General features: G+C 75.4%; 17 protein-coding genes. 3 read left to right on the top strand and 14 right to left on the bottom strand.

From position 1 onward, the window contains the following. Positions 1-12: 12 nt before the first annotated feature. The 7 genes from ACI796_RS21285 to ACI796_RS21255 all read right to left on the bottom strand — a co-directional run bounded on the left by ACI796_RS21285 (position 13) and on the right by ACI796_RS21255 (position 7301). Positions 13-1041, bottom strand: coding sequence for a DUF58 domain-containing protein (locus tag ACI796_RS21285; protein ID WP_456943209.1), 1029 nt, complete (start codon positions 1039-1041; stop codon positions 13-15). Then, positions 1038-2336, bottom strand: coding sequence for an AAA family ATPase (locus ACI796_RS21280; protein WP_456943208.1), 1299 nt, complete (start codon positions 2334-2336; stop codon positions 1038-1040). The genes ACI796_RS21285 and ACI796_RS21280 overlap by 4 nt, the downstream gene beginning before the upstream one ends. 386 nt (positions 2337-2722) lie before the next feature. Further along, a complete protein-coding gene (locus ACI796_RS21275) occupies positions 2723-4189 on the bottom strand; it encodes a C40 family peptidase (protein ID WP_456943207.1) in 1467 nt (488 codons plus the stop codon). Positions 4190-4334: 145 nt separating this feature from the next. Then, positions 4335-5873: an AMP-binding protein gene (locus tag ACI796_RS21270; RefSeq protein WP_456943206.1), complete on the bottom strand. Its 1539-nt coding sequence runs from the start codon at positions 5871-5873 to the stop codon at positions 4335-4337. A 65-nt stretch (positions 5874-5938) separates the two neighbouring features. After that, positions 5939-6367, bottom strand: a complete 429-nt coding sequence (locus ACI796_RS21265; protein ID WP_456943205.1) for a DUF1772 domain-containing protein — start codon at positions 6365-6367, stop codon at positions 5939-5941. Beyond that, the gene (locus tag ACI796_RS21260) at positions 6364-6546 is read right to left on the bottom strand and encodes a hypothetical protein (protein ID WP_456943204.1); all 183 of its coding nucleotides are present in this window, start codon (positions 6544-6546) and stop codon (positions 6364-6366) included. Before ACI796_RS21260 ends, ACI796_RS21265 begins: the two co-directional genes overlap by 4 nt. Beyond that, on the bottom strand, positions 6543-7301 hold the full coding sequence (locus ACI796_RS21255) for an SIR2 family NAD-dependent protein deacylase (protein ID WP_456943203.1): 759 nt from the start codon (positions 7299-7301) through the stop codon (positions 6543-6545). The genes ACI796_RS21260 and ACI796_RS21255 overlap by 4 nt, the downstream gene beginning before the upstream one ends. 139 nt (positions 7302-7440) lie before the next feature. Between ACI796_RS21255 and ACI796_RS21250 the strand changes: the two genes are divergently transcribed. Genes ACI796_RS21250 through ACI796_RS21240 form a run of 3 tightly spaced genes read left to right on the top strand, consistent with a single transcriptional unit; the run spans position 7441 to position 11740 of the window. Next, entirely contained in the window at positions 7441-10266 is a 2826-nt protein-coding gene (locus ACI796_RS21250; protein WP_456943202.1) for an aconitate hydratase, read from the top strand. A gap of 5 nt (positions 10267-10271) precedes the next feature. Then, positions 10272-11027 carry an SDR family oxidoreductase gene (locus ACI796_RS21245; RefSeq protein ID WP_456943201.1) on the top strand — a complete coding sequence of 252 codons (756 nt, stop codon included), beginning with the start codon at positions 10272-10274 and terminating at the stop codon, positions 11025-11027. 11 nt (positions 11028-11038) lie between these two features. Further along, a complete protein-coding gene (locus tag ACI796_RS21240; RefSeq protein ID WP_456943200.1) occupies positions 11039-11740 on the top strand; it encodes a sirohydrochlorin chelatase in 702 nt (233 codons plus the stop codon). Positions 11741-11756: 16 nt separating this feature from the next. Here ACI796_RS21240 and ACI796_RS21235 read toward each other — a convergent pair whose 3' ends face one another. From ACI796_RS21235 to ACI796_RS21205, 7 genes are all read right to left on the bottom strand, one after another. After that, entirely contained in the window at positions 11757-12035 is a 279-nt protein-coding gene (locus ACI796_RS21235) for a hypothetical protein (protein ID WP_456943199.1), read from the bottom strand. 18 nt (positions 12036-12053) lie between these two features. After that, the gene (locus ACI796_RS21230; RefSeq protein ID WP_456943198.1) at positions 12054-12878 is read right to left on the bottom strand and encodes a sulfurtransferase; all 825 of its coding nucleotides are present in this window, start codon (positions 12876-12878) and stop codon (positions 12054-12056) included. Then, a complete protein-coding gene (locus ACI796_RS21225) occupies positions 12875-13342 on the bottom strand; it encodes an SgcJ/EcaC family oxidoreductase (protein WP_456943197.1) in 468 nt (155 codons plus the stop codon). The genes ACI796_RS21230 and ACI796_RS21225 overlap by 4 nt, the downstream gene beginning before the upstream one ends. Before the next feature lie 43 nt (positions 13343-13385). After that, on the bottom strand, positions 13386-15278 hold the full coding sequence (locus ACI796_RS21220) for an ABC transporter ATP-binding protein (protein ID WP_456943196.1): 1893 nt from the start codon (positions 15276-15278) through the stop codon (positions 13386-13388). Between the two features lie 76 nt (positions 15279-15354). Next, complete coding sequence (locus ACI796_RS21215) at positions 15355-16137, bottom strand: enoyl-CoA hydratase/isomerase family protein (RefSeq protein ID WP_456943195.1); 783 nt, start codon at positions 16135-16137, stop codon at positions 15355-15357. Beyond that, a complete protein-coding gene (locus ACI796_RS21210) occupies positions 16134-16361 on the bottom strand; it encodes a helix-turn-helix domain-containing protein (protein ID WP_387992902.1) in 228 nt (75 codons plus the stop codon). Before ACI796_RS21210 ends, ACI796_RS21215 begins: the two co-directional genes overlap by 4 nt. Before the next feature lie 337 nt (positions 16362-16698). Further along, positions 16699-18300: an ABC-F family ATP-binding cassette domain-containing protein gene (locus ACI796_RS21205; RefSeq protein WP_456943194.1), complete on the bottom strand. Its 1602-nt coding sequence runs from the start codon at positions 18298-18300 to the stop codon at positions 16699-16701. Positions 18301-18413 lie beyond the last annotated feature (113 nt).

Raw genomic sequence — 18413 nt, 5'->3', positions numbered from 1 at the left:
TGCGGTGGTTGCTCACCGGGACGCCCCGCCGCTGCCGGCGCGCCGCCGGTCGGCGACGAACCGGACGACGTCCATCACCCAGTCGCGGTCGGTGCGCAGCTGCAGGTGGCCGGCCCCGGCGCGGCGCAGCCCGGCGGCGATCGCCCGCCGCTGCTCGGCCGCGGCCTCGGCGAAGCGGGCGCGGAAGCGCGGGTCGCCGGTGGGCACCTCCAGCGTCTGCCCGGTCTCCGGGTCGACGACGGTCAGCGGGCCGACGTCGGGCAGCTCCAGCTCGCGCGGGTCGACCACCTCGATGCCCAGCAGCTCGTGCCGGGTGCCCAGGCCCCGCAGCGGGCGCTCCCAGTCCAGGTCGCCGAGGAAGTCGGAGACGACGACGACCAGCCCGCGGCGGCGCGGCGGGCGGCGCAGCGTCTCCAGCGCGGCGGCGAGGTCGCCGCGGCGGCCGGTCGCGGCCCGCGGGGTGGCGACGACGGCGCGCAGCAGCCGGTCGGCGGCCAGCCGCCCGGCCTGCGCCGGGTACCGGTCGACGCGCTCGCCGGTGGTGACGACGGCGCCGAGCCGGTTGCCGCCGTGCACGGTGAGGTGGCTGACCGCCGCGAGCCCGGCGATCGCGAGGTCCCGCTTGTCGCAGTTGCCGGTGCCGAAGTCGAGGCTGGCCGAGAGGTCCACCACCGCCCACGTCTCCAGCTCGCGGTCGGCGATCGTCTCGCGGACGTGCGGCACCTGCGTGCGCGCGGTCACCGGCCAGTCCATGCGGCGGACGTCGTCGCCGGGGTGGTAGGTCCGGGAGTCGCCGGCCTCGCTGCCGGAGCCGGGCACCAGGCCGAGGTGGTCGCCCTGCAGCAACCCGTCCAGGCGCCGGCGGACGGTGAGCTCCAGTCGCTGCAGCAGCACGTCGGCCGGGCCCTCGCCGAAGTGCGGCAGGTCGCCGTCGGGGTCGGCCGTCGCGACGGCGGGCCGGCCGGGCGCGCCGGCGTCGGGCTCGTCAGCGGGCGCGGCCGGGTCCTCCCCGGTCCGCGCCCGGCCGCGCCGCAGTCTCACGCCTGCGGGGTCCCCGGGACGTGCCCGTTGCCGCCGGGCCCCTGGGGCGCCTGGCCGTTGCCCACCGGGCCGTGCGGGGACGAGCCGTGCACGGACGCGCCGTGCGGCGGCTGGCCGTTGGGGACCGGGCCGCCGGGCTGGGGCTGCGGGGCGGGCGCGAAGCCGGGGGCGTAGGGGCCCTGCGGGCCGACCTGCGGCGGGCCGAACTGCGGCGCCCCCGGGGGCGGCACCTGCGGGCCGCCCGGCGCGGCGGGGCCGAAGCCGCCGGCCCGCTGCCGCGGGGTGACCTGGGGCAGCGGCACCGTCTGCAGGATCCGCTTGACCACGTGGTCGGCGGGCACGCCGTCGGCGAGCGCGTCGTAGGACAGCACCAGCCGGTGGCGCAGCACGTCGGTGGTGACGTCGAGGACGTCCTGCGGCAGCACGTAGTCGCGGCCGCGGACCAGTGCCAGCGCCCGGCTGGCGGCGATCAGGCCGAGTGAGGCACGCGGGCTCGCGCCGTAGGAGACCCACGAGGCGACGTCGTCCATGCCGTGCTCGCGCGGCTGCCGGGTGGCGACGACGAGCCGGACGACGTAGTCGACCAGCGCGTGGTGCACGAACACCTGCGAGGCGGTGTGCTGCATGCGGCGCAGGTCCTCGGGGCCGAGGACGGTCTCGGGCACCGGCGGGTTGGCGCCCATCCGGTAGATGATCTCGCGCTCCTCCTCGGGCGTCGGGTAGTCGACGAGCACCTTCATGAGGAAGCGGTCGCGCTGGGCCTCGGGCAACGGGTAGACGCCCTCGGACTCGATCGGGTTCTGCGTGGCCAGCACGAGGAACGGGTCGGGCAGCGGGTGGGTGACGCCGCCGATGGAGACCTGCCGCTCGGCCATGACCTCCAGCAGCGCCGACTGCACCTTCGCCGGCGCGCGGTTGATCTCGTCGGTGAGGACGAAGTTGGCGAACACCGGGCCGAGCTCGGTGTCGAAGGCGTCCTGCCCCGCCTTGTAGATGCGGGTGCCGAGGATGTCGGCCGGCACCAGGTCGGGGGTGAACTGCAGGCGGGCGAACTTCCCGCCGACGACGGTCGCCAGCGTCTCGACGGCGAGGGTCTTCGCGACGCCGGGCACGCCCTCGAGCAGCACGTGGCCGCGGGCGAGCAGGGCGACCAGCATCCGCTCGACCAGCCGGTCCTGGCCGACGATGACCCGCTTGATCTCGAACAGCGCGCGCTCGAGCAGCGCGGCGTCCACCGAGGGCGGGACCGGTGCGCCGGCGGGCTTCTCGAGCGGGGTGCTGGCGGCGGTGGTCACAGGGCTCCCTGTCGTGCCGGTCCGCGGCCTCCGGACGCGTCACGGGAGCGACACGGGGCCGGTGACGGGGCCTCTCGCCCGTCCCACGAGCCAGTGTCCTACACGGAGCCGGGAGTCCGGCCGTCGCGCGTACTGGCACGCCGGGCGCCGCCGGGGCGGGGCGCTTCGCGACGCGCCGGGCGACGCGCCGGACGGCGAGAAGGCCGCGGCGCGCCGGGTCCGTTCCCCTGCACCGCCGCGGCCCCTGCTGCTAGCGTGGCCCCTGCGTCGGGCAGCTCCCCCCGTGGCTGCCCGACGCCCCGAACTCCCGCCTCATCCGCTCCCTGTGGCCTCCCTGCAGGGTCCCGCCGCGAGCTCGCGGGTGGTGGGGGCAGGGAGGTCCTTCATCAGGCGGTCGGCCGCACGGCTCCGAAGTAGTCGCTGCCGAACCACATCGACGACACCCGCACGACGTCGCCGCTCTGCGGCGCCTGCACCACCTTGCCGTCGCCGATGTAGAGCGCCACGTGGTAGATGTCCAGGTACGAGCTGCCGTTGGCCCAGAAGACCAGGTCACCGGCCCGCAGGTCGGCCCGGGCGACGGTCTTGCCGCGGTTGAGCCACCACTGGTCACGGCTGGTGCCGCCGATCCGGATGCCGGCCTGGGCGTACGCGTACTCGGTCAGCCCCGAGCAGTCGAAGCCGTAGATGCGGGTGTCCGGCGGGATGCCGTGGCTCGGGCCGTTGGCGCCGCCACCGCCCCAGCTGTAGGGCAGGCCGCGCTGCGACAGCGCCGCGTCGATGGCCGTCTGCACCGCCGAGCCGGAGGGCGCGCCGGCCGCGGTGGTCGCCGGCGGCGTCGGGTTGCTGCTCGAGGACCCGCCCGACGAGGACCCGCCCGACGACGACCCGCCCGAGGACGCCCCACCCGAGGACGGGGACGAAGCACCCGACGAGGGGCGGCTCGAGGTCGAGTTCGAGGACGACGACGAGGACGACGACGAGGACGACGACGAGGAGGACGGGGAGCTGCCGGCCGAGCTGCGCGACGGCGCGGCCTGGCTCGCCGAGGCGGCCGCCGCCTGGCGGGCGGCCGCGGCGGCCTGCGCGGCCGCGGCAGCGGCAGCGGCCTCGGCGGCGTCCTGCTCGGCCTGCATGCCCGCGACCTGCTGGCCGGCGGCCTCGGCCTGGGCGGCGACGGCGTCGCGCTGCTCGGCGAGCGCGGCGGTCTGCTCGCGGGAGGCGGTCTCCTGGGCCTGCGCCCCGGCCAGCGCCTGCGCGGCCTGCTCCTGCAGCGTCTCGGCCTGCACGGACGCGGTCCGCGCCTGCTCCTGCGCCTGCGCGGCCTGACCCTGCAGCACGGTCAGCTCGCCGACGACGTCGACGCGGTGGGTGCCGGCCGCCTCGAGCAGCGCGGCCCGCTCGATCAGCTGAGCCGGGCCGCCGGCGGAGAGCAGCGCGGTGGCGCCGGGCGCGGTGCTGCCCTGCATGTAGGTGGTGCGCGCGTACCGGGCGACCTGGGTGCGGCCCTCGGCGAGGTCGGCGTCGGCCTGCACGGCGGCGGCCGCGGCGGCGGCGGCGGCCGCGCGGGCGGCCTCGTAGGCGGCCTGGGTCTCCTCGTAGTCCTGCAGCGCGATCTGCGCGGCCTGGTGCGCCTCCGCGGCGGCGGCCTCGGCCTGGGCCAGCTGGGCGCTGAGCACGCCGACCTGCGCGGCGGCGGCGTCGCGGGCGGCCTCGGCGGCGGCGATCTCGGCGTCGCTCGGCGCGGCCGACGCGGTGCCCGGCGTCAGCCCGAGGACGACCAGCCCGGCGACCGCCGTGCCCGCCGCCCGGACCGCCCAGCGGTGATGTCGCGTGCGCGTACCCGTACCCACGTGCCGACCCCTCCCGGTGCGCCGGCGTCGCAGGCCGGGCGCTCGTCTCCGGGCGCCCGTGCGGGCGCCACCCGGACCGGTTGTCGACCGGTCCGGGTGACCCCCGGAGGGGCAGGCGGGCGGATCTCCCCCTGATGAGGGAGGGCTAGTTCACCTGGCGGCCGCCGGTCTCCGACCAGAACGGCTCGCGCAGCTTGAACTTCTGGATCTTGCCGGTGGCGGTGCGGGCCAGCTCGTCGCGGAACTCGACCCGCTTGGGCGCCTTGTAGCCGGCCAGCCGGGACCGGCAGTGGGCGATGATCTCCGCCTCGGTCGCCGTCTCCCCCTCGACCAGCACCACCAGCGCGGTGACCAGCTCGCCCCACTTGTCGTCGGGGATGCCGATGACGGCGACCTCGGCGACGGCGGGGTGGCTGAAGACGGCGTCCTCGACCTCGATCGAGGAGACGTTCTCGCCGCCGGTGATGATCACGTCCTTCTTGCGGTCGGAGATCGTCAGGTAGCCGCCGTCGTCGAGGCTGCCGCCGTCGCCGGTGTGGAACCAGCCGCCGTCGAGCGCCTCCGCCGAGGCGTCCGGGTTGTCCCAGTAGCCGGCGAGCACCGTGTTGCCCTGCGCGAGGACCTCCCCGGACTCGCTCACCGCGATCCGGGTCCCGATCGCCGGGACGCCGGCGCGGGACAGCCGCTTCGCGCGCTCCTCGGGGTCGAGGTCGTCGTACTCGGCGCGCGGCCGGTTGATCGTGAGCAGCGGCGCGGTCTCGGTGAGGCCGTAGATCTGGTTGAACTCCCAGCCGAGCTCGGCCTCGACCCGGGCGATGGTCCGTGACGGCGGCGGCGCCCCGGCGACGACGATCCGCACCCGGTCGCGGCCGGGGACCTCGCCGTCCCAGTCGGCGGCGGCCTCCAGGACGGCGTTCCACACCGCCGGCGCACCGGACATCATCGTGACCCCGTGCCGCTCGACCCGGCGCAGGATCTCCGCGCCGTCCACCTTGCGCAGCACCACCTGGCGGGCGCCGACGCCGGCCATCGTGTACGGCAGGCCCCAGCCGTTGCAGTGGAACATCGGCAGCGTGTGCATGTAGACGTCGCGGTCGCTGACCTGCATGTGCATGCCGAAGGTGACGGCGTTGACCCAGACGTTGCGGTGGGTCATCTGCACGCCCTTGGGCCGCGCCGTCGTCCCGCTCGTGTAGTTGATCGTGGCGGTGGCGTCCTCGTCGGGCGCGCTCCACGGCCGCGGCTCGGCGTCGAACGCCAGCAGCTGCTCGTACTCCTCGCCGGTGGAGAACCGGTGTTCGGCCTCGACGCCCTTGAGGCTCGCCTCCAGCTCCGGGTCGACCAGCAGCACCCGCGCGCCGCTGTGCCCGACGATGTAGGAGACCTCCTCGGGGTTGAGCCGGAAGTTGATCGGCACCGCCACCCGCCCCGACGACGGCAGGGCGAGCAGCACCTCGAGCAGCCGGGCGGCGTTGTGGCTGACCACCGCGATCCGCTCGCCCTCCCCCACCCCGAGCGCGTCGAGGCCGGCCTGCAGCGCGCGGCCGCGGCGGGCCACCTCGCGCCAGGTCACCTCGCCCACCGGCGGGGCGGGCTGGTCCGGTTCGTCCACGACGCCGACGCGGTCGCCGTAGACCAGCTCGGCGCGGTCGAGGAAGTCGCGGGTGGTCAGGGGCACGCGCATGCCGGGCTCCCGGTGGCCAGGGCTGCCGGCGCGCCGGTCAGCCGCTCGACGTGGTCGGGGTCACGCTAGTCGCTGACGAGCACCAGCCACCCGGCCGCGACCACCCCGGCGGTGGCGGCCAGCGCGCGCACGGTGTCCGCCCGCAGCAGCCGGCCGAACGCGCCGGCGTCGAACCCCTCCGCCAGCCGCCGGTGCAGCGGCACGGCGAGCAGCGCGGTGACCCCGAGGACGACGGCGAGGCAGGCGCCGCCCACGAGCACCGGCGGCAGCGGGACGCCGTCGGGCCGGGCGGCCAGCAGCCACAGCGTGGTGACGCCCTGCCCGGCGAACAGCGGGCCCACGACCCGGGAGACCCGCCGCTGGTGCGCCCGCCCGTAGGCGGGGAACGCCGCGGCCGGCACCTGCGCGAACTGCGGGTAGACCAGCGCCCGCACGGTCCACTGGAAGCCGGCGTAGGCCGCCGTCAGCGCCAGGTGGACGACGAGCAGGGTCACCGCCGCGTCGTCACCAGCTCGTCCGACGGCTGGGTGGAGGCCGGTGAGCGCCACCGGTCGAGGGCGTCGCACCAGCGGCCGCCGACGGCGCGGTCGAGCACGATCCCCCCGTGGGCCCGCCGGGACAGCCCGCCGGGCACCGGCTCGCGGTACCGCGCCTCCGGCCCGGCGCGGGTCACGCCGTCCCCAGCAGCCGCGGCAGCGCCGTCGAGATGGGCTCACGGACGACGAGGTCGGCGAGCCCGTCGTAGGGCGTGGGCTCGGCGTTGACGATCACCACCCGGGCGCCGTGCCCGGCGGCGATCTCCACCAGCCCGGCCACCGGGTACACGACCAGCGAGGTGCCGACGGCGAGGAAGACGTCGCAGTCGGCGGCGGCCTGCGCCGCGGCGTCGAGGACCCGCTCGTCGAGGGCCTGCCCGAAGCTGACCGTCGCGGACTTGAGGATGCCGCCGCACACGGTGCAGGCCGGGTCGGGGTCGCCGGCGTCGATGCGGGCCAGCGCCTCGTCCATCGACGTCCGGTCCCCGCAGGACAGGCACTCGACCGCGTGCACCGTGCCGTGCAGCTCGAGCACCGCCCGCGGTGAGGACCCGGCGGCCTGGTGCAGCCCGTCGACGTTCTGCGTGAGCAGCGCCCGCAGCCGGCCCTGCCGCTCCAGGTCGGCCAGCGCCCGGTGCCCGGCGTTCGGGGCGATCGTGGCGGCCCGCACGTCCGCGCGCATGCGCCAGGCCTTCCGCCGGATCTCCGGGTCGGCGACGTAGTAGGACAGCGTCACGAGCTTCTCGGCGTCCGGGTCGCGGGTCCACACCCCGTTCGGGCCGCGGTAGTCGGGGATGCCGCTGTCGGTGGAGACGCCGGCCCCGGTCAGGACGGTGAACCGGCGGGCCTGCGCCAGCCAGGCGGGCAGCGGGTCGGGGACGGCGCCGGTCACGCGCCCACGGTAGGTCGCCGGTGAGAGCGACGTCACCGGGGAAGGGAAGGGTCGCCTCACCGGTGCGTCTCCGCAGGCGGCTGGGATGATGGGGGGTGGCATTCAAGCCCGATGGACTCTCGAGGGTGAGGCGCAAGCAGTGGCAGCCAGCAAGGACAGCTTCGGGGCCCGGGCGACGCTCAGCGTCGACGGCACCGACTACGACATCTACCGGCTCGACGCGGTCGAGGGCGCGGACCGGCTCCCCTTCAGCCTGAAGGTCCTGCTCGAGAACCTGCTGCGCACCGAGGACGGCGCGGACATCACCGCCGACCACATCCGCGCGCTGGCGAACTGGGACCCGTCGGCCGAGCCCGACCAGGAGATCCAGTTCACCCCGGCCCGCGTGGTCATGCAGGACTTCACCGGCGTCCCCTGCATCGTCGACCTCGCCACCATGCGCGAGGCCATGGCGGAGCTCGGCGGCGACCCGAACAAGATCAACCCGCTCGCGCCGGCCGAGCTGGTCATCGACCACTCGGTCATCGCCGACGTCTTCGGCACGCCGGACTCGTTCGAGCGCAACGTCGAGATCGAGTACCAGCGCAACGGCGAGCGCTACCAGTTCCTGCGCTGGGGCCAGGGCGCCTTCGACGACTTCAAGGTCGTCCCCCCGGGCATGGGCATCGTCCACCAGGTCAACATCGAGCACCTGGCCCGCGTGGTGTTCCCGCGCCAGGAGGGCGACCGCGTCGTCGCCTACCCCGACACGTGCGTGGGCACCGACTCGCACACCACGATGGTCAACGGCCTCGGCGTGCTGGGCTGGGGTGTCGGCGGCATCGAGGCCGAGGCCGCGATGCTCGGCCAGCCGGTGTCGATGCTGATCCCGCGCGTGGTCGGCTTCAAGCTGACCGGCGAGCTGCCCGAGGGCTCCACCGCCACCGACCTGGTCCTCACCATCACCGAGATGCTGCGCCAGCACGGCGTCGTCGGGAAGTTCGTCGAGTTCTACGGCGAGGGCGTCTCCGCGGTGCCGCTGGCCAACCGCGCCACGATCGGCAACATGAGCCCGGAGTTCGGCTCGACCGCGGCGATGTTCCCCATCGACGAGGAGACCATCACCTACCTGGAGCTCACCGGGCGCCCGGCCGAGCAGGTGGCGCTGGTCGAGGCCTACGCCAAGGAGCAGGGCCTCTGGCACGACCCGTCGCGCGAGCCGGCCTTCTCCGAGTACCTCGAGCTGGACCTGTCCACGGTCGTCCCCTCGATCGCCGGCCCGAAGCGGCCGCAGGACCGGGTCGCGCTGTCGGACGCCAAGGCCTCCTTCCGCGAGGCGCTGCCGACCTACGCGCCGGTCGAGGAGATGGACCGCGACGACGACGACGCCGCGATCGCCGGCTCCAGCGTCGACGAGTCGGTCGAGGAGACCTTCCCGGCGTCGGACCCGGCCAGCCCGTTCGCGCACGACAACGGCGACGCCGGCAAGCCGCACCACGTCATCCCCGGCCCGGTGGCCGACCGCTCCTCCAAGCCCACCCGCGTGGTGCTCGAGGACGGCACGGAGACCTTCGTCGACCACGGCCACGTCGTGATCGCCGCGATCACCTCCTGCACCAACACCTCCAACCCGCAGGTGATGATCGGCGCGGCGCTGCTGGCCCGGAAGGCCGTCGAGGCCGGCCTGCAGACCAAGCCCTGGGTCAAGACGACGCTGGCGCCGGGCTCGAAGGTGGTCACCGACTACTACGAGAAGTCCGGTCTCACGCCGTACCTGGAGAAGCTGGGCTTCTACCTGGTCGGCTACGGCTGCACCACCTGCATCGGCAACTCCGGCCCCCTGCCGGAGCCGGTGTCGGCCGCGGTCAACGAGGCCGACCTCGCCGTCGTCTCGGTGCTGTCGGGCAACCGGAACTTCGAGGGCCGGATCAACCCCGACGTCAAGATGAACTACCTGGCCAGCCCGCCGCTGGTCATCGCCTACGCGCTGGCCGGCTCGATGGACGTCGACATCACCACCGAGCCGCTGGGCACGGGCAAGGACGGGCAGGACGTGTACCTGCGCGACATCTGGCCCTCGCCGGCCGAGGTCCAGCGGGTGATCGACGAGGCGGTCTCGGCCGAGCAGTTCGGCCGCAGCTACGAGGACGTCTTCGCCGGCACCGAGCAGTGGCAGAACCTGCCCACGCCCACCGGTGACACGTTCTCGTGGGACGCCGAGAGCACCTACGTCCGCAAGCCCCCGTACTTCGAGGGCATGCAGGACCAGCCGGCCCCGGTGCAGGACATCACCGGCGCCCGGACGCTGGCCGTGCTCGGCGACTCGGTGACCACCGACCACATCTCGCCCGCGGGGTCGATCAAGGCCGACAGCCCGGCCGGGCAGTACCTGCGCGAGCACGGCGTGGAGCGGCGCGACTTCAACTCCTACGGCTCCCGCCGCGGGAACCACGAGGTCATGATCCGTGGCACCTTCGCCAACATCCGGTTGCGCAACCAGCTGGTGCCCGGCACCGAGGGCGGCGTCACCAAGAACCACCTGACCGGCGAGACGACGAGCATCTACGAGGCGTCGCAGGCCTACCAGCAGGCCGGCGTCCCGCTGGTCGTGCTGGCCGGCAAGGAGTACGGCTCGGGCTCGTCGCGCGACTGGGCGGCCAAGGGGACGGCGCTGCTCGGCGTCAAGGCGGTCATCGCCGAGAGCTACGAGCGGATCCACCGCTCCAACCTCATCGGCATGGGCGTGCTGCCGCTGCAGTTCCCCGAGGGTGAGAACCGCGAGTCGCTCGGCCTGACCGGCGACGAGGAGTTCACGATCACCGGGATCACCGAGCTCAACGAGGGCCGCACGCCCCGCACGGTGAAGGTGACCGCGGGCGACGTGGAGTTCGACGCCCGCGTCCGGATCGACACCCCCGGCGAGGCGAACTACTACCGCAACGGCGGGATCATGCAGTACGTCCTCCGCTCCCTGCGGCAGGGCTGACCTCGATGGACCTGGGCCTGGGCGGTCGCGGGTACCTGCTCACCGGCGCGAGCCGGGGGCTGGGACTGGCGACCGCCCGGGCCCTCGTCGCCGACGGGGCCCGCGTCCTCGTCAGCTCCCGCTCCGCCGAGTCGGTCGACGCGGCCGTGGCGGAGCTGGGCGACGGCGCCTCCGGGGTGGCCGCCGACCTCGCCGACCCCGGCGCGGCCGAGCTGCTCGTCGGCCGCGCGCTCGAGGTGCTCGGCCGGGTCGACGGCGTGCTGGTCTCCGTCGGCGGCCCGGCGCCGGGCACGGTGCTCCGGACGGCGGAGGACGACTGGCGGGCCGCCGTCGACAGCGTGCTGCTCGGCCCGCTGCGGCTGGCCCGGGCGCTGGAGCCGCACCTGTCCGCGGGGGCGGCGATCGGGTTCGTGCTGTCGACGTCGGTGCGCCAGCCGATCGGGCACCTGGCCATCTCCAACGCGCTGCGCCCGGGCCTGGCCATGACCGCCAAGGCGCTGGCCGACGAGCTCGGCCCGCGCGGGATCCGGGTGGTCGGGCTGATGCCCGGCACGATCGCGACCGACCGGATCACCGACATCGAGGCCGCCTCCGGCGACCCGGCGGCGATGCGGGCGCGCACGGAGGCCGGCATCCCGCTGCGCCGCGTCGGCGAGCCCGACGAGTTCGGCCGGGTGGCGGCCTTCCTGCTCTCCCCCGCCGCCAGTTACGTCACCGGCACGATGGTCGCCGTCGACGGCGGCGTCCTGCGCACTCCGTGACACAGGACCCCGTGAGCGGCGCACCGGTCCTGGTCGCCTGCGCGCACGGCACGCGCAACCCCACCGGGCGCCGGCTGGTCGCCGAGCTGGCCCTGGCCGCGCGCCGGCTGCGCCCGGGCCTGGTGACGACGGCGGCCTTCGTCGACGTGCAGCCGCCGACGGTGGTCGACGTCGTCGCGGGACTCGCCGCGGAGGGGCGGCCGGCCGTCGTCGTGCCGCTGCTGCTGTCCGGCGGCTACCACGTGCACGTCGACATCGCGGGCGCCGTCGCCGCGCACGACTCGGCCGTGGCCGCCCGCCCGCTGGGCCCCGACCCGCGGCTGGCCGACGTGCTCGCCGACCGGCTGACCGAGGCCGGCGCCGACCCGCGCGACCCGCTCACCGCCGTGGTCCTCGCCGCCGCGGGCTCCAGCGACCCGCGGTCGGTGGCCGACGTCGAGGACACCGCCGACCTGCTGCAGCGCTCCTGGGCCGGCCCGGTGACCACCGGCTACGGCTCGGCCGCGCAGCCCCCCGTCGCCGACGCCGTCGCCGCCGCGCGCAAGGCCGGCGCCGAGCGGGTCGTCGTCGCCTCCTACCTGCTCGCGCCCGGCCACTTCCACGGCAAGCTGGCCGAGGCCGGCGCCGACGTCGTCACCGCGCCCCTGCTGCCCGACGAGCGGATCGCCGCCGTCCTGCTCGACCGCTACGACGCCGCCGTCGGGAGCCGATAGCGCGACGAAGGCCCCCTCAGGCGGTCCAGCCGAGCCACCGCTCGCCGACCACGAGGACGGCGACGAACAGGACGGCGGCCGCCACCGGGACCACCGGTGTCCACCACGAGCGGCGGACCGCCAGCCGCACGAGCGCCACGGCTCCGGCCAGCCAGGCCAGCCACAGCGGCACGAGGACCGGCCCGGGGACCACCAGCCCGCCGGCCAGGTAGAACCAGCCGACGACGAGGTGCGCGAGCCCGGCCAGCCCGGCGAGGACCGGCGGCCCGGCGCCGCGGGCGGTGTCGGCGGGCACGACGGGAGTGGGCGGGCGTCAGCCCGGGTCCGGGCCGGTCGCCGCCGGGCGGGACGGGTCGGCCGACCACTGGGACCAGGAGCCCGGCCACAGCGCCGCCTCGACGCCGGCCTCGGCCAGTGCCGCCACCTCGTGCGCGGCCGTGACGCCCGACCCGCAGTAGACGCCGACCGCCGTCCCCGGCCGCACGCCCAGCGCGGCGAACCGGTCGGCCAGGTCGGTCCGGAACCGGCCGTCGCCCTGCAGGTTCTCCCCCGTCGGCGCGCTCACCGCACCCGGCACGTGCCCGGCCCGCGGGTCCACCGGCTCGCGCTCGCCGCGATAGCGCTCGCCGGCCCGCGCGTCCAGCAGCACCCCGCCGCGCGCGGGCAGCGCCGCGGCCTCGTCGACGGTGAGGGTCGGCATCCCGCCGCCGGTGAGCACCACGTCGCCGGGCTCCGGGACGACGTCGCCGGTCTCCAGCCCCCCGCCGGCCGCGACCCACGCGTCCAGCCCGCCGTCGAGCAGCCGGACGTCGGTCAGCCCGCCCCAGCGCAGCAGCCACCACGCCCGCGCGGCGGCCTGGCCGCCGGTGGCGTCGTAGGCCACGACGGACGAGCCGCGGCCGACGCCCCACCGCCGGGCCGCGGCCTGCAGGGCCTCCACCGGCGGCAGCGGGTGCCGGCCGTCCGCGGCCGACGGGGGTGCGGAGAGCTCGGTCTCCAGGTCGACGAACACCGCGCCCGGCAGGTGGCCGGCCAGGTACCGCCGCCGGCCGTGCGGGTCACCCAGCGCCCAGCGGACGTCGAGCAGCACCGGGAGCGGGCCGGCCAGCAGCTCGGCGGCCCGCACGAGCACGCTCACCGGGCGGTGGCGAGCAGCCCGCGCAGCTCCTGGGTCAGCGCGTCCCGGGCGTCGCGGCGGCCCAGCCACGCCGCCGGCGTCGCCTGGAACAGCGTGGTCTTCCACCGCCCGCCGCCCTCGTCGACGGCGACCAGCGTGTGGATGCTGTGCAGCCCCGCGTCCACGTCGTCCTCGCCCGGCGGGATCATCCCGGCGTGCGCGTGCAGCACGGCCACGCCGTCGGACACCGCACGCACCGAGCGGACCACGGCCACGTAGGTCGCCGTCGGGTGGCTGCCGAACACCCGCCGCAGGTCCGAGGCGATCGACAGCCGGCCGCTCACCGAGGTCCCGTCGTAGCCGACCATGTCGCCGTCGTCGGCGAAGACCGCGGCCACCGCCGCGCCGCTGCGCCGGTTCCAGCCGTCGACGAAGTCGGCGTAGAGGGCGCGGATCTGGGCGTCGTACGGGTGCGCGGACGTCACGGTGCTCCTCCTGGTGCAGCTGGGGCAGGAGGAACGCTAGTTGCTACGCCGCGCCGACCGTCCGACGCTCGCCGTCGGCGAACTGGGTCCGGTAGAGGTCGGCGTAGCGGCCCCCGAGCGCCAGCAACTCCTCGTGAGTGCCCGACTCCACGATGCGACCGTCGTCGACCACGAGGATCTGGTCGGCGCTGCGGATCGTGGACAGCCGGTGCGCGATCACCAGCGACGTGCGGCCGGTCAGCGCGGTGTCCAGCGCGTGCTGCACCGCGACCTCCGACTCGCTGTCCAGGTGTGCGGTCGCCTCGTCGAGGATGACGATCCCCGGCGCCTTGAGCAGCACCCGCGCGATCGCCAGCCGCTGCTTCTCCCCGCCCGACAGCCGGTAGCCGCGGTCCCCGACGACGGTGTCCAGGCCGTCGGGCAGCGCGGCCACCAGCGCGGCGATCCGCGCGCCGGTCAGCGCCGCCCACAGCTGCTCCTCGGTGGCGTCCGGGCGGGCGTAGAGCAGGTTGGCGCGGATGGTGTCGTGGAACAGGTGCGCGTCCTGGCTGACGACACCGATCGCGTCGCGCAGCGAGGCCAGCGTCGCCTGCCGGACGTCGAGCCCGCCGACCCGCACCGCGCCCCCGGTCACGTCGTACAGCCGCGGCACGAGGTTGACGATCGTCGACTTGCCCGCGCCCGAGTGCCCGACCAGCGCGACCATCTGCCCGGGCTCGACCCGGAACGACACGTCGTGCAGCACCGCCGTCGGGCCGCCGTGCTCAGGCAGTGACACGTCCTCGAGCGAGGCCAGCGACACGTCGGTGGCGGCCGGGTAGCTGAAGGAGACGGCGTCGAACTCGATCGACCGGTCGCCGGCCGGGACCGGGACGGCGTCGGGCGCCTCGGCGATCATCGGCGCCAGGTCGAGCACCTCGAAGACCCGGTCGAAGCTGACCATCGCGCTCATGACGTCGACCCGGACGTTGGACAGTGCGGTCAGCGGCCCGTACAGCCGGGACAGCAGCAGCGCCAGCGCGACGACGTCGCCCGGCGACAGCGACCCGTCGAACGCCAGCCAGCCGCCCAGGCCGTAGACCAGCGCGGTGGCCAGCGCCGCCACCAGCGTCAGCGCGGTGAAGAAGGTGCGGCCGTACATGGCCGACAGGACGCCGATGTCGCGCACCCGCGCCGCGCGGCCGCGGAAGCTCTCGGCCTCGGTGTCGGGCCGGCCGAACAGCTTGACCAGCAGCGCGCCGGCGACGTTGAACCGCTCGGTCATCGTCGCGTTCATCGAGGCGTTGAGCCCGTAGGACTCCCGGGTGATCTCCTGCAGCCGCTTGCCGATCCGCCGCGCGGGCAACACGAACAGCGGCACCATCACCAGCGAGAGCAGGGTGATCTGCCAGGACAGCGTGAGCATGACGCCGGCGGTCAGCACCAGGCCGATCACGTTGGAGACGACGCCGGACAGCGTCGAGGTGAACGCCTGCTGCGCGCCGACGACGTCGTTGTTGAGCCGGCTGACCAGCGCGCCGGTCTGGGTGCGGGTGAAGAACGCGACCGGCATGCGCTGCACGTGCTCGAACACCCGGCTGCGCAGGTCGTAGATGACGCCCTCGCCGATCCGGGCGGAGTACCAGCGGGTGGCCAGCGAGATCGCGGCGTCGAGCACCGCCAGGCCCGCGATGAACAGCGCGATGCGGACGATGCCGCCGGCGGTGCCGTCCAGGCGGGCGATCCGGTTGACGATGTCGCCGGCCAGCAGCGGGGTGAGCACGCCGATGACCGAGGAGCCGACCACCAGCAGCAGGAAGAAGGTGAGCTCGCGCCGGTAGGGCCGGGCGACGCCGAGGATGCGGCGCACCGTCCCCTTCGGCAGCGGGCGCGAGGTGACCGACGGGTCCCGGCGGAACGAGCGCATCGCCGCCATGGAGGTCATGGGGCTGCTCACGACACGACCTCCTCACGGCCGGACGGGGACCGGCCGCTGGCACAACAGCGGCCGGTCCCCTCCTGTTCCGGATCCCTCAGCGGCGCACGAGCGCGGCGAGCTCGGCCAGCCGCCGCGACTGCGCGGCCCGCTCGGCCGCGTCCTGCGCCTCCGGGGGGTTGCGGACGGCCGAGCGCACCAGGGCCGCGGTCTCCCGCACCGCCCCCGCCGGCGGCGCGGTGAGCGCGGCGACCAGCGTCGCCACCGCGGCGTCGAGCTCCGTGGCCGGGACGACGGCGTTCGCGATCCCCCACGCCAGCGCCTCCGCCGCCGGCACCGGCCGGCCGGTCACGCAGACCTCCATCGCCCGCGCGTAGCCCACCAGCTCCGCCAGCGTGCTCGTGCCGGTGAGGTCGGGGACGAGGCCGAGCGTCGCCTCGGGGAGCCGCAGCGAGGCGTCCTCGGTCATCACCCGCAGGTCGCAGGCGAGCGCCAGCTGGGCGCCGGCGCCGATCGCGTGCCCCTGCACCGCGGCCACCGAGACGATCCCCGGCGAGCGCAGCCAGCGGAAGCCGCCCTGGTACCCGCGGATCCGCTCCTGGGCGAGCTCGGGTGGCATCGTGCCCAGCTCGCCGAGCCCGCCGGGGGTCGACGGGTCGGCGCCGAACAGGCTGCGGTCCAGGCCCGCGGAGAAGGAGCGGCCGCTGCCCCGCACGACGACCACGCGGACGTCGTCGTCGAGCGTGGCGCCCACGGACGCCAGCGCCGCCCAGGTGGCCGGCGTCTGGGCGTTGAGCTGGTCGGGCCGGTCGAGCGTGACGGTGAGGACGGCGCCGTCCCGGCTGGTGCGGACCCAGCCGTCGGCGTCGGCCGCCGTCACGCGGTCTTCTTGCTGTTCCGGTTGGCCCCGCCACGGCTGCGCAGCGTCGCACCGGACTCCGACAGGAGCCGGTGCACGAACCCGTAGGACCGGTTGGTCGAGGTGGCCAGGGAGCGGATGCTCTCCCCGCCGTCGTACCGCTTCTTCAGCTCGTCGGCCAGGGTGGTGCGGTCCCCACCGGTGATGCGCTTGCCCTTGCCGAGGTCCGTGCTCGAGTCGGCCATGACTCCCCTCCGTCGCAGCCGTCCGCGCCGGCGACGGGCGCCGGCCCGATCGGGTGCTGGCTCGCGTGGTGCCGCCGTCCCCGTGACGCCGGCCTCCCGGATCGATGATCACCCAGCCCGCGCGGCTCGGCCACGCGAATGACAAGTTCTCGGCGAGCCGCCCCGGGAGGCGCGGCGGGCGCGGGGTGGGGCCGGCCGGTCACCCGCCGGGCAGGTGCGCTCGAGCCCACCCGCCGCGAGCGCGTGCGCCCGTCGTCCTCCTCGACGATGCGGGCAGGGCCGGCGCGGTGCGCCGCACGTCGTCCCAGCCCGCCAGGGGTCCGCTGCGCGAGCTCGACTAGGCCAGCTCGACGAGGTCGGCGAGGTCCTCGCTCCAGGCGTCCTCGGTGCCGTCGGGCAGCAGGATCACCTTGTCCGGGTCGAGCGCGCGGACGGCGCCCTCGTCGTGCGTCACCAGCACGATCGCGCCGGTGTAGGTGCGCAGCGCGTCGAGCACCTGCTCGCGGCTGGCCGGGTCGAGGTTGTTGGTCGGCTCGTCGAGCAGCAGAACGTTGGCGCCGGAGACGACGAGCGTCGCCATCGCCAGCCGGGTCTTCTCCCCGCCGGAGAGCGTGCCGGCGCGCTGGTCGGCGGCGTCGCCGGAGAACAGGAACGCGCCGAGGATCCGCCGCAGCTCGGTGTCGGTGCTCTGCGGCGCGGCCGCGCGCATGTTCTCCAGCAGCGAGCGGTCGTGGTCGAGGGTCTCGTGCTCCTGCGCGTAGTAGCCGATCCGCAGCCCGTGGCCCGGCTGCACCTCGCCGGTGTCGGGGACCTCGGTGCCGGCCAGCATCCGCAGCAGCGTCGTCTTCCCGGCGCCGTTGAGCCCGAGCACGACGACCCGCGCGCCCCGGTCGACGGCGAGGTCGACGTCGGTGAACACCTCGAGCGAGCCGTAGCTCTTGGACAGCCCCTCCGCGGTGAGCGGGGTGCGCCCGCACGGCGCCGGCGTGGGGAACCGCAGCTTCGCCACCCGGTCCTGGACGCGGACCTCCTCCAGCCCGGCGGCCAGCCGCGCGGCGCGCTTGTCCATGCTCTGCGCGGCCTTGGCCTTGGTGGCCTTGGCGCGCATCTTGTCCGCCTGCGCGGTCAGCGCGTCGATCTTGCGCTCGGTGTTGGCCCGCTCCTGCTTGCGGCGCCGCTCGTCGGTCTCCCGCTGGGCGAGGTAGGGCTTCCAGCCCAGGTTGTAGACGTCGACGGTGGCCCGGTTGGCGTCGAGGTGCCACACCTTGTTGACCACGGCGTCGAGCAGCTCGACGTCGTGGCTGATGACGATCAGCCCGCCCTTGTGCGCGGCGAGGAAGGTCTTGAGCCACGCGATCGAGTCGGCGTCGAGGTGGTTGGTGGGCTCGTCGAGCAGCAGCGTCTCGGCGTCGGAGAACAGGATGCGGGCCAGCTCCACGCGGCGCCGCTGGCCGCCGGACAGGGTGCGCAGCGGCTGGCCCATGACCCGGTCGGGCAGGCCGAGGGCGGTGCAGATGCGCGCGGCGTCGCTCTCGGCGGCGTACCCGCCCAGCGCCGCGAACTGGTCCTCGAGCCGCCCGTACCGGCGGACCGCGCGGTCGCGCTCGGCGTCGTCGGCGGGCTCGGCCATGGCGACCTGCGCCTTGACCAGCTGGGCCTTGAGGACGTCGAGGCCGCGGCCGGACAGCACGCGGTCGCCGGCGGTGGTGTCGAGGTCGCCGCTGCGCGGGTCCTGCGGGAGGTAGCCGATCTCGCCGGACACCTCGACCTTGCCCGCGTGTGGCAGGCGCTCACCGGCGAGCGTGGTGAGCGTGGTGGTCTTGCCGGCGCCGTTGCGCCCGACCAGACCGATGCGGTCACCCGGCTGCACGCGCAGGCTGACGTCGCTGAGGAGGACGCGGGCGCCGGCGCGCAGTTCGAGGCCGGTCGTCGTGATCACTGATCCCAGGGTAGGCCCTGTCGTCCCGGAACCGGAGCGGATTGCCGGGTGACGTCCACAGCACGCCCGTCCGTCCACAGTGCGGGCGAGATCGCTACCGCCGGCGCCCCCGG

Source organism: Geodermatophilus sp. SYSU D00525 (assembly GCF_054050475.1).
The sequence above is the reverse complement of the archived record's forward strand: the minus strand, read 5'-3'. Positions and strand labels throughout refer to the sequence as shown.

Bases quoted from the DNA above. Each gene is read 5' to 3' on its own strand.
- ACI796_RS21270 (WP_456943206.1), bottom strand. From the start codon at position 5,873: ATGCGCGTGCCCCTGACCACCCGCGACTTCCTCGACCGCGCCGAGCTG.
- ACI796_RS21210 (WP_387992902.1), bottom strand. From the start codon at position 16,361: ATGGCCGACTCGAGCACGGACCTCGGCAAGGGCAAGCGCATCACCGGT.
- ACI796_RS21245 (WP_456943201.1), top strand. From the start codon at position 10,272: ATGGACCTGGGCCTGGGCGGTCGCGGGTACCTGCTCACCGGCGCGAGC.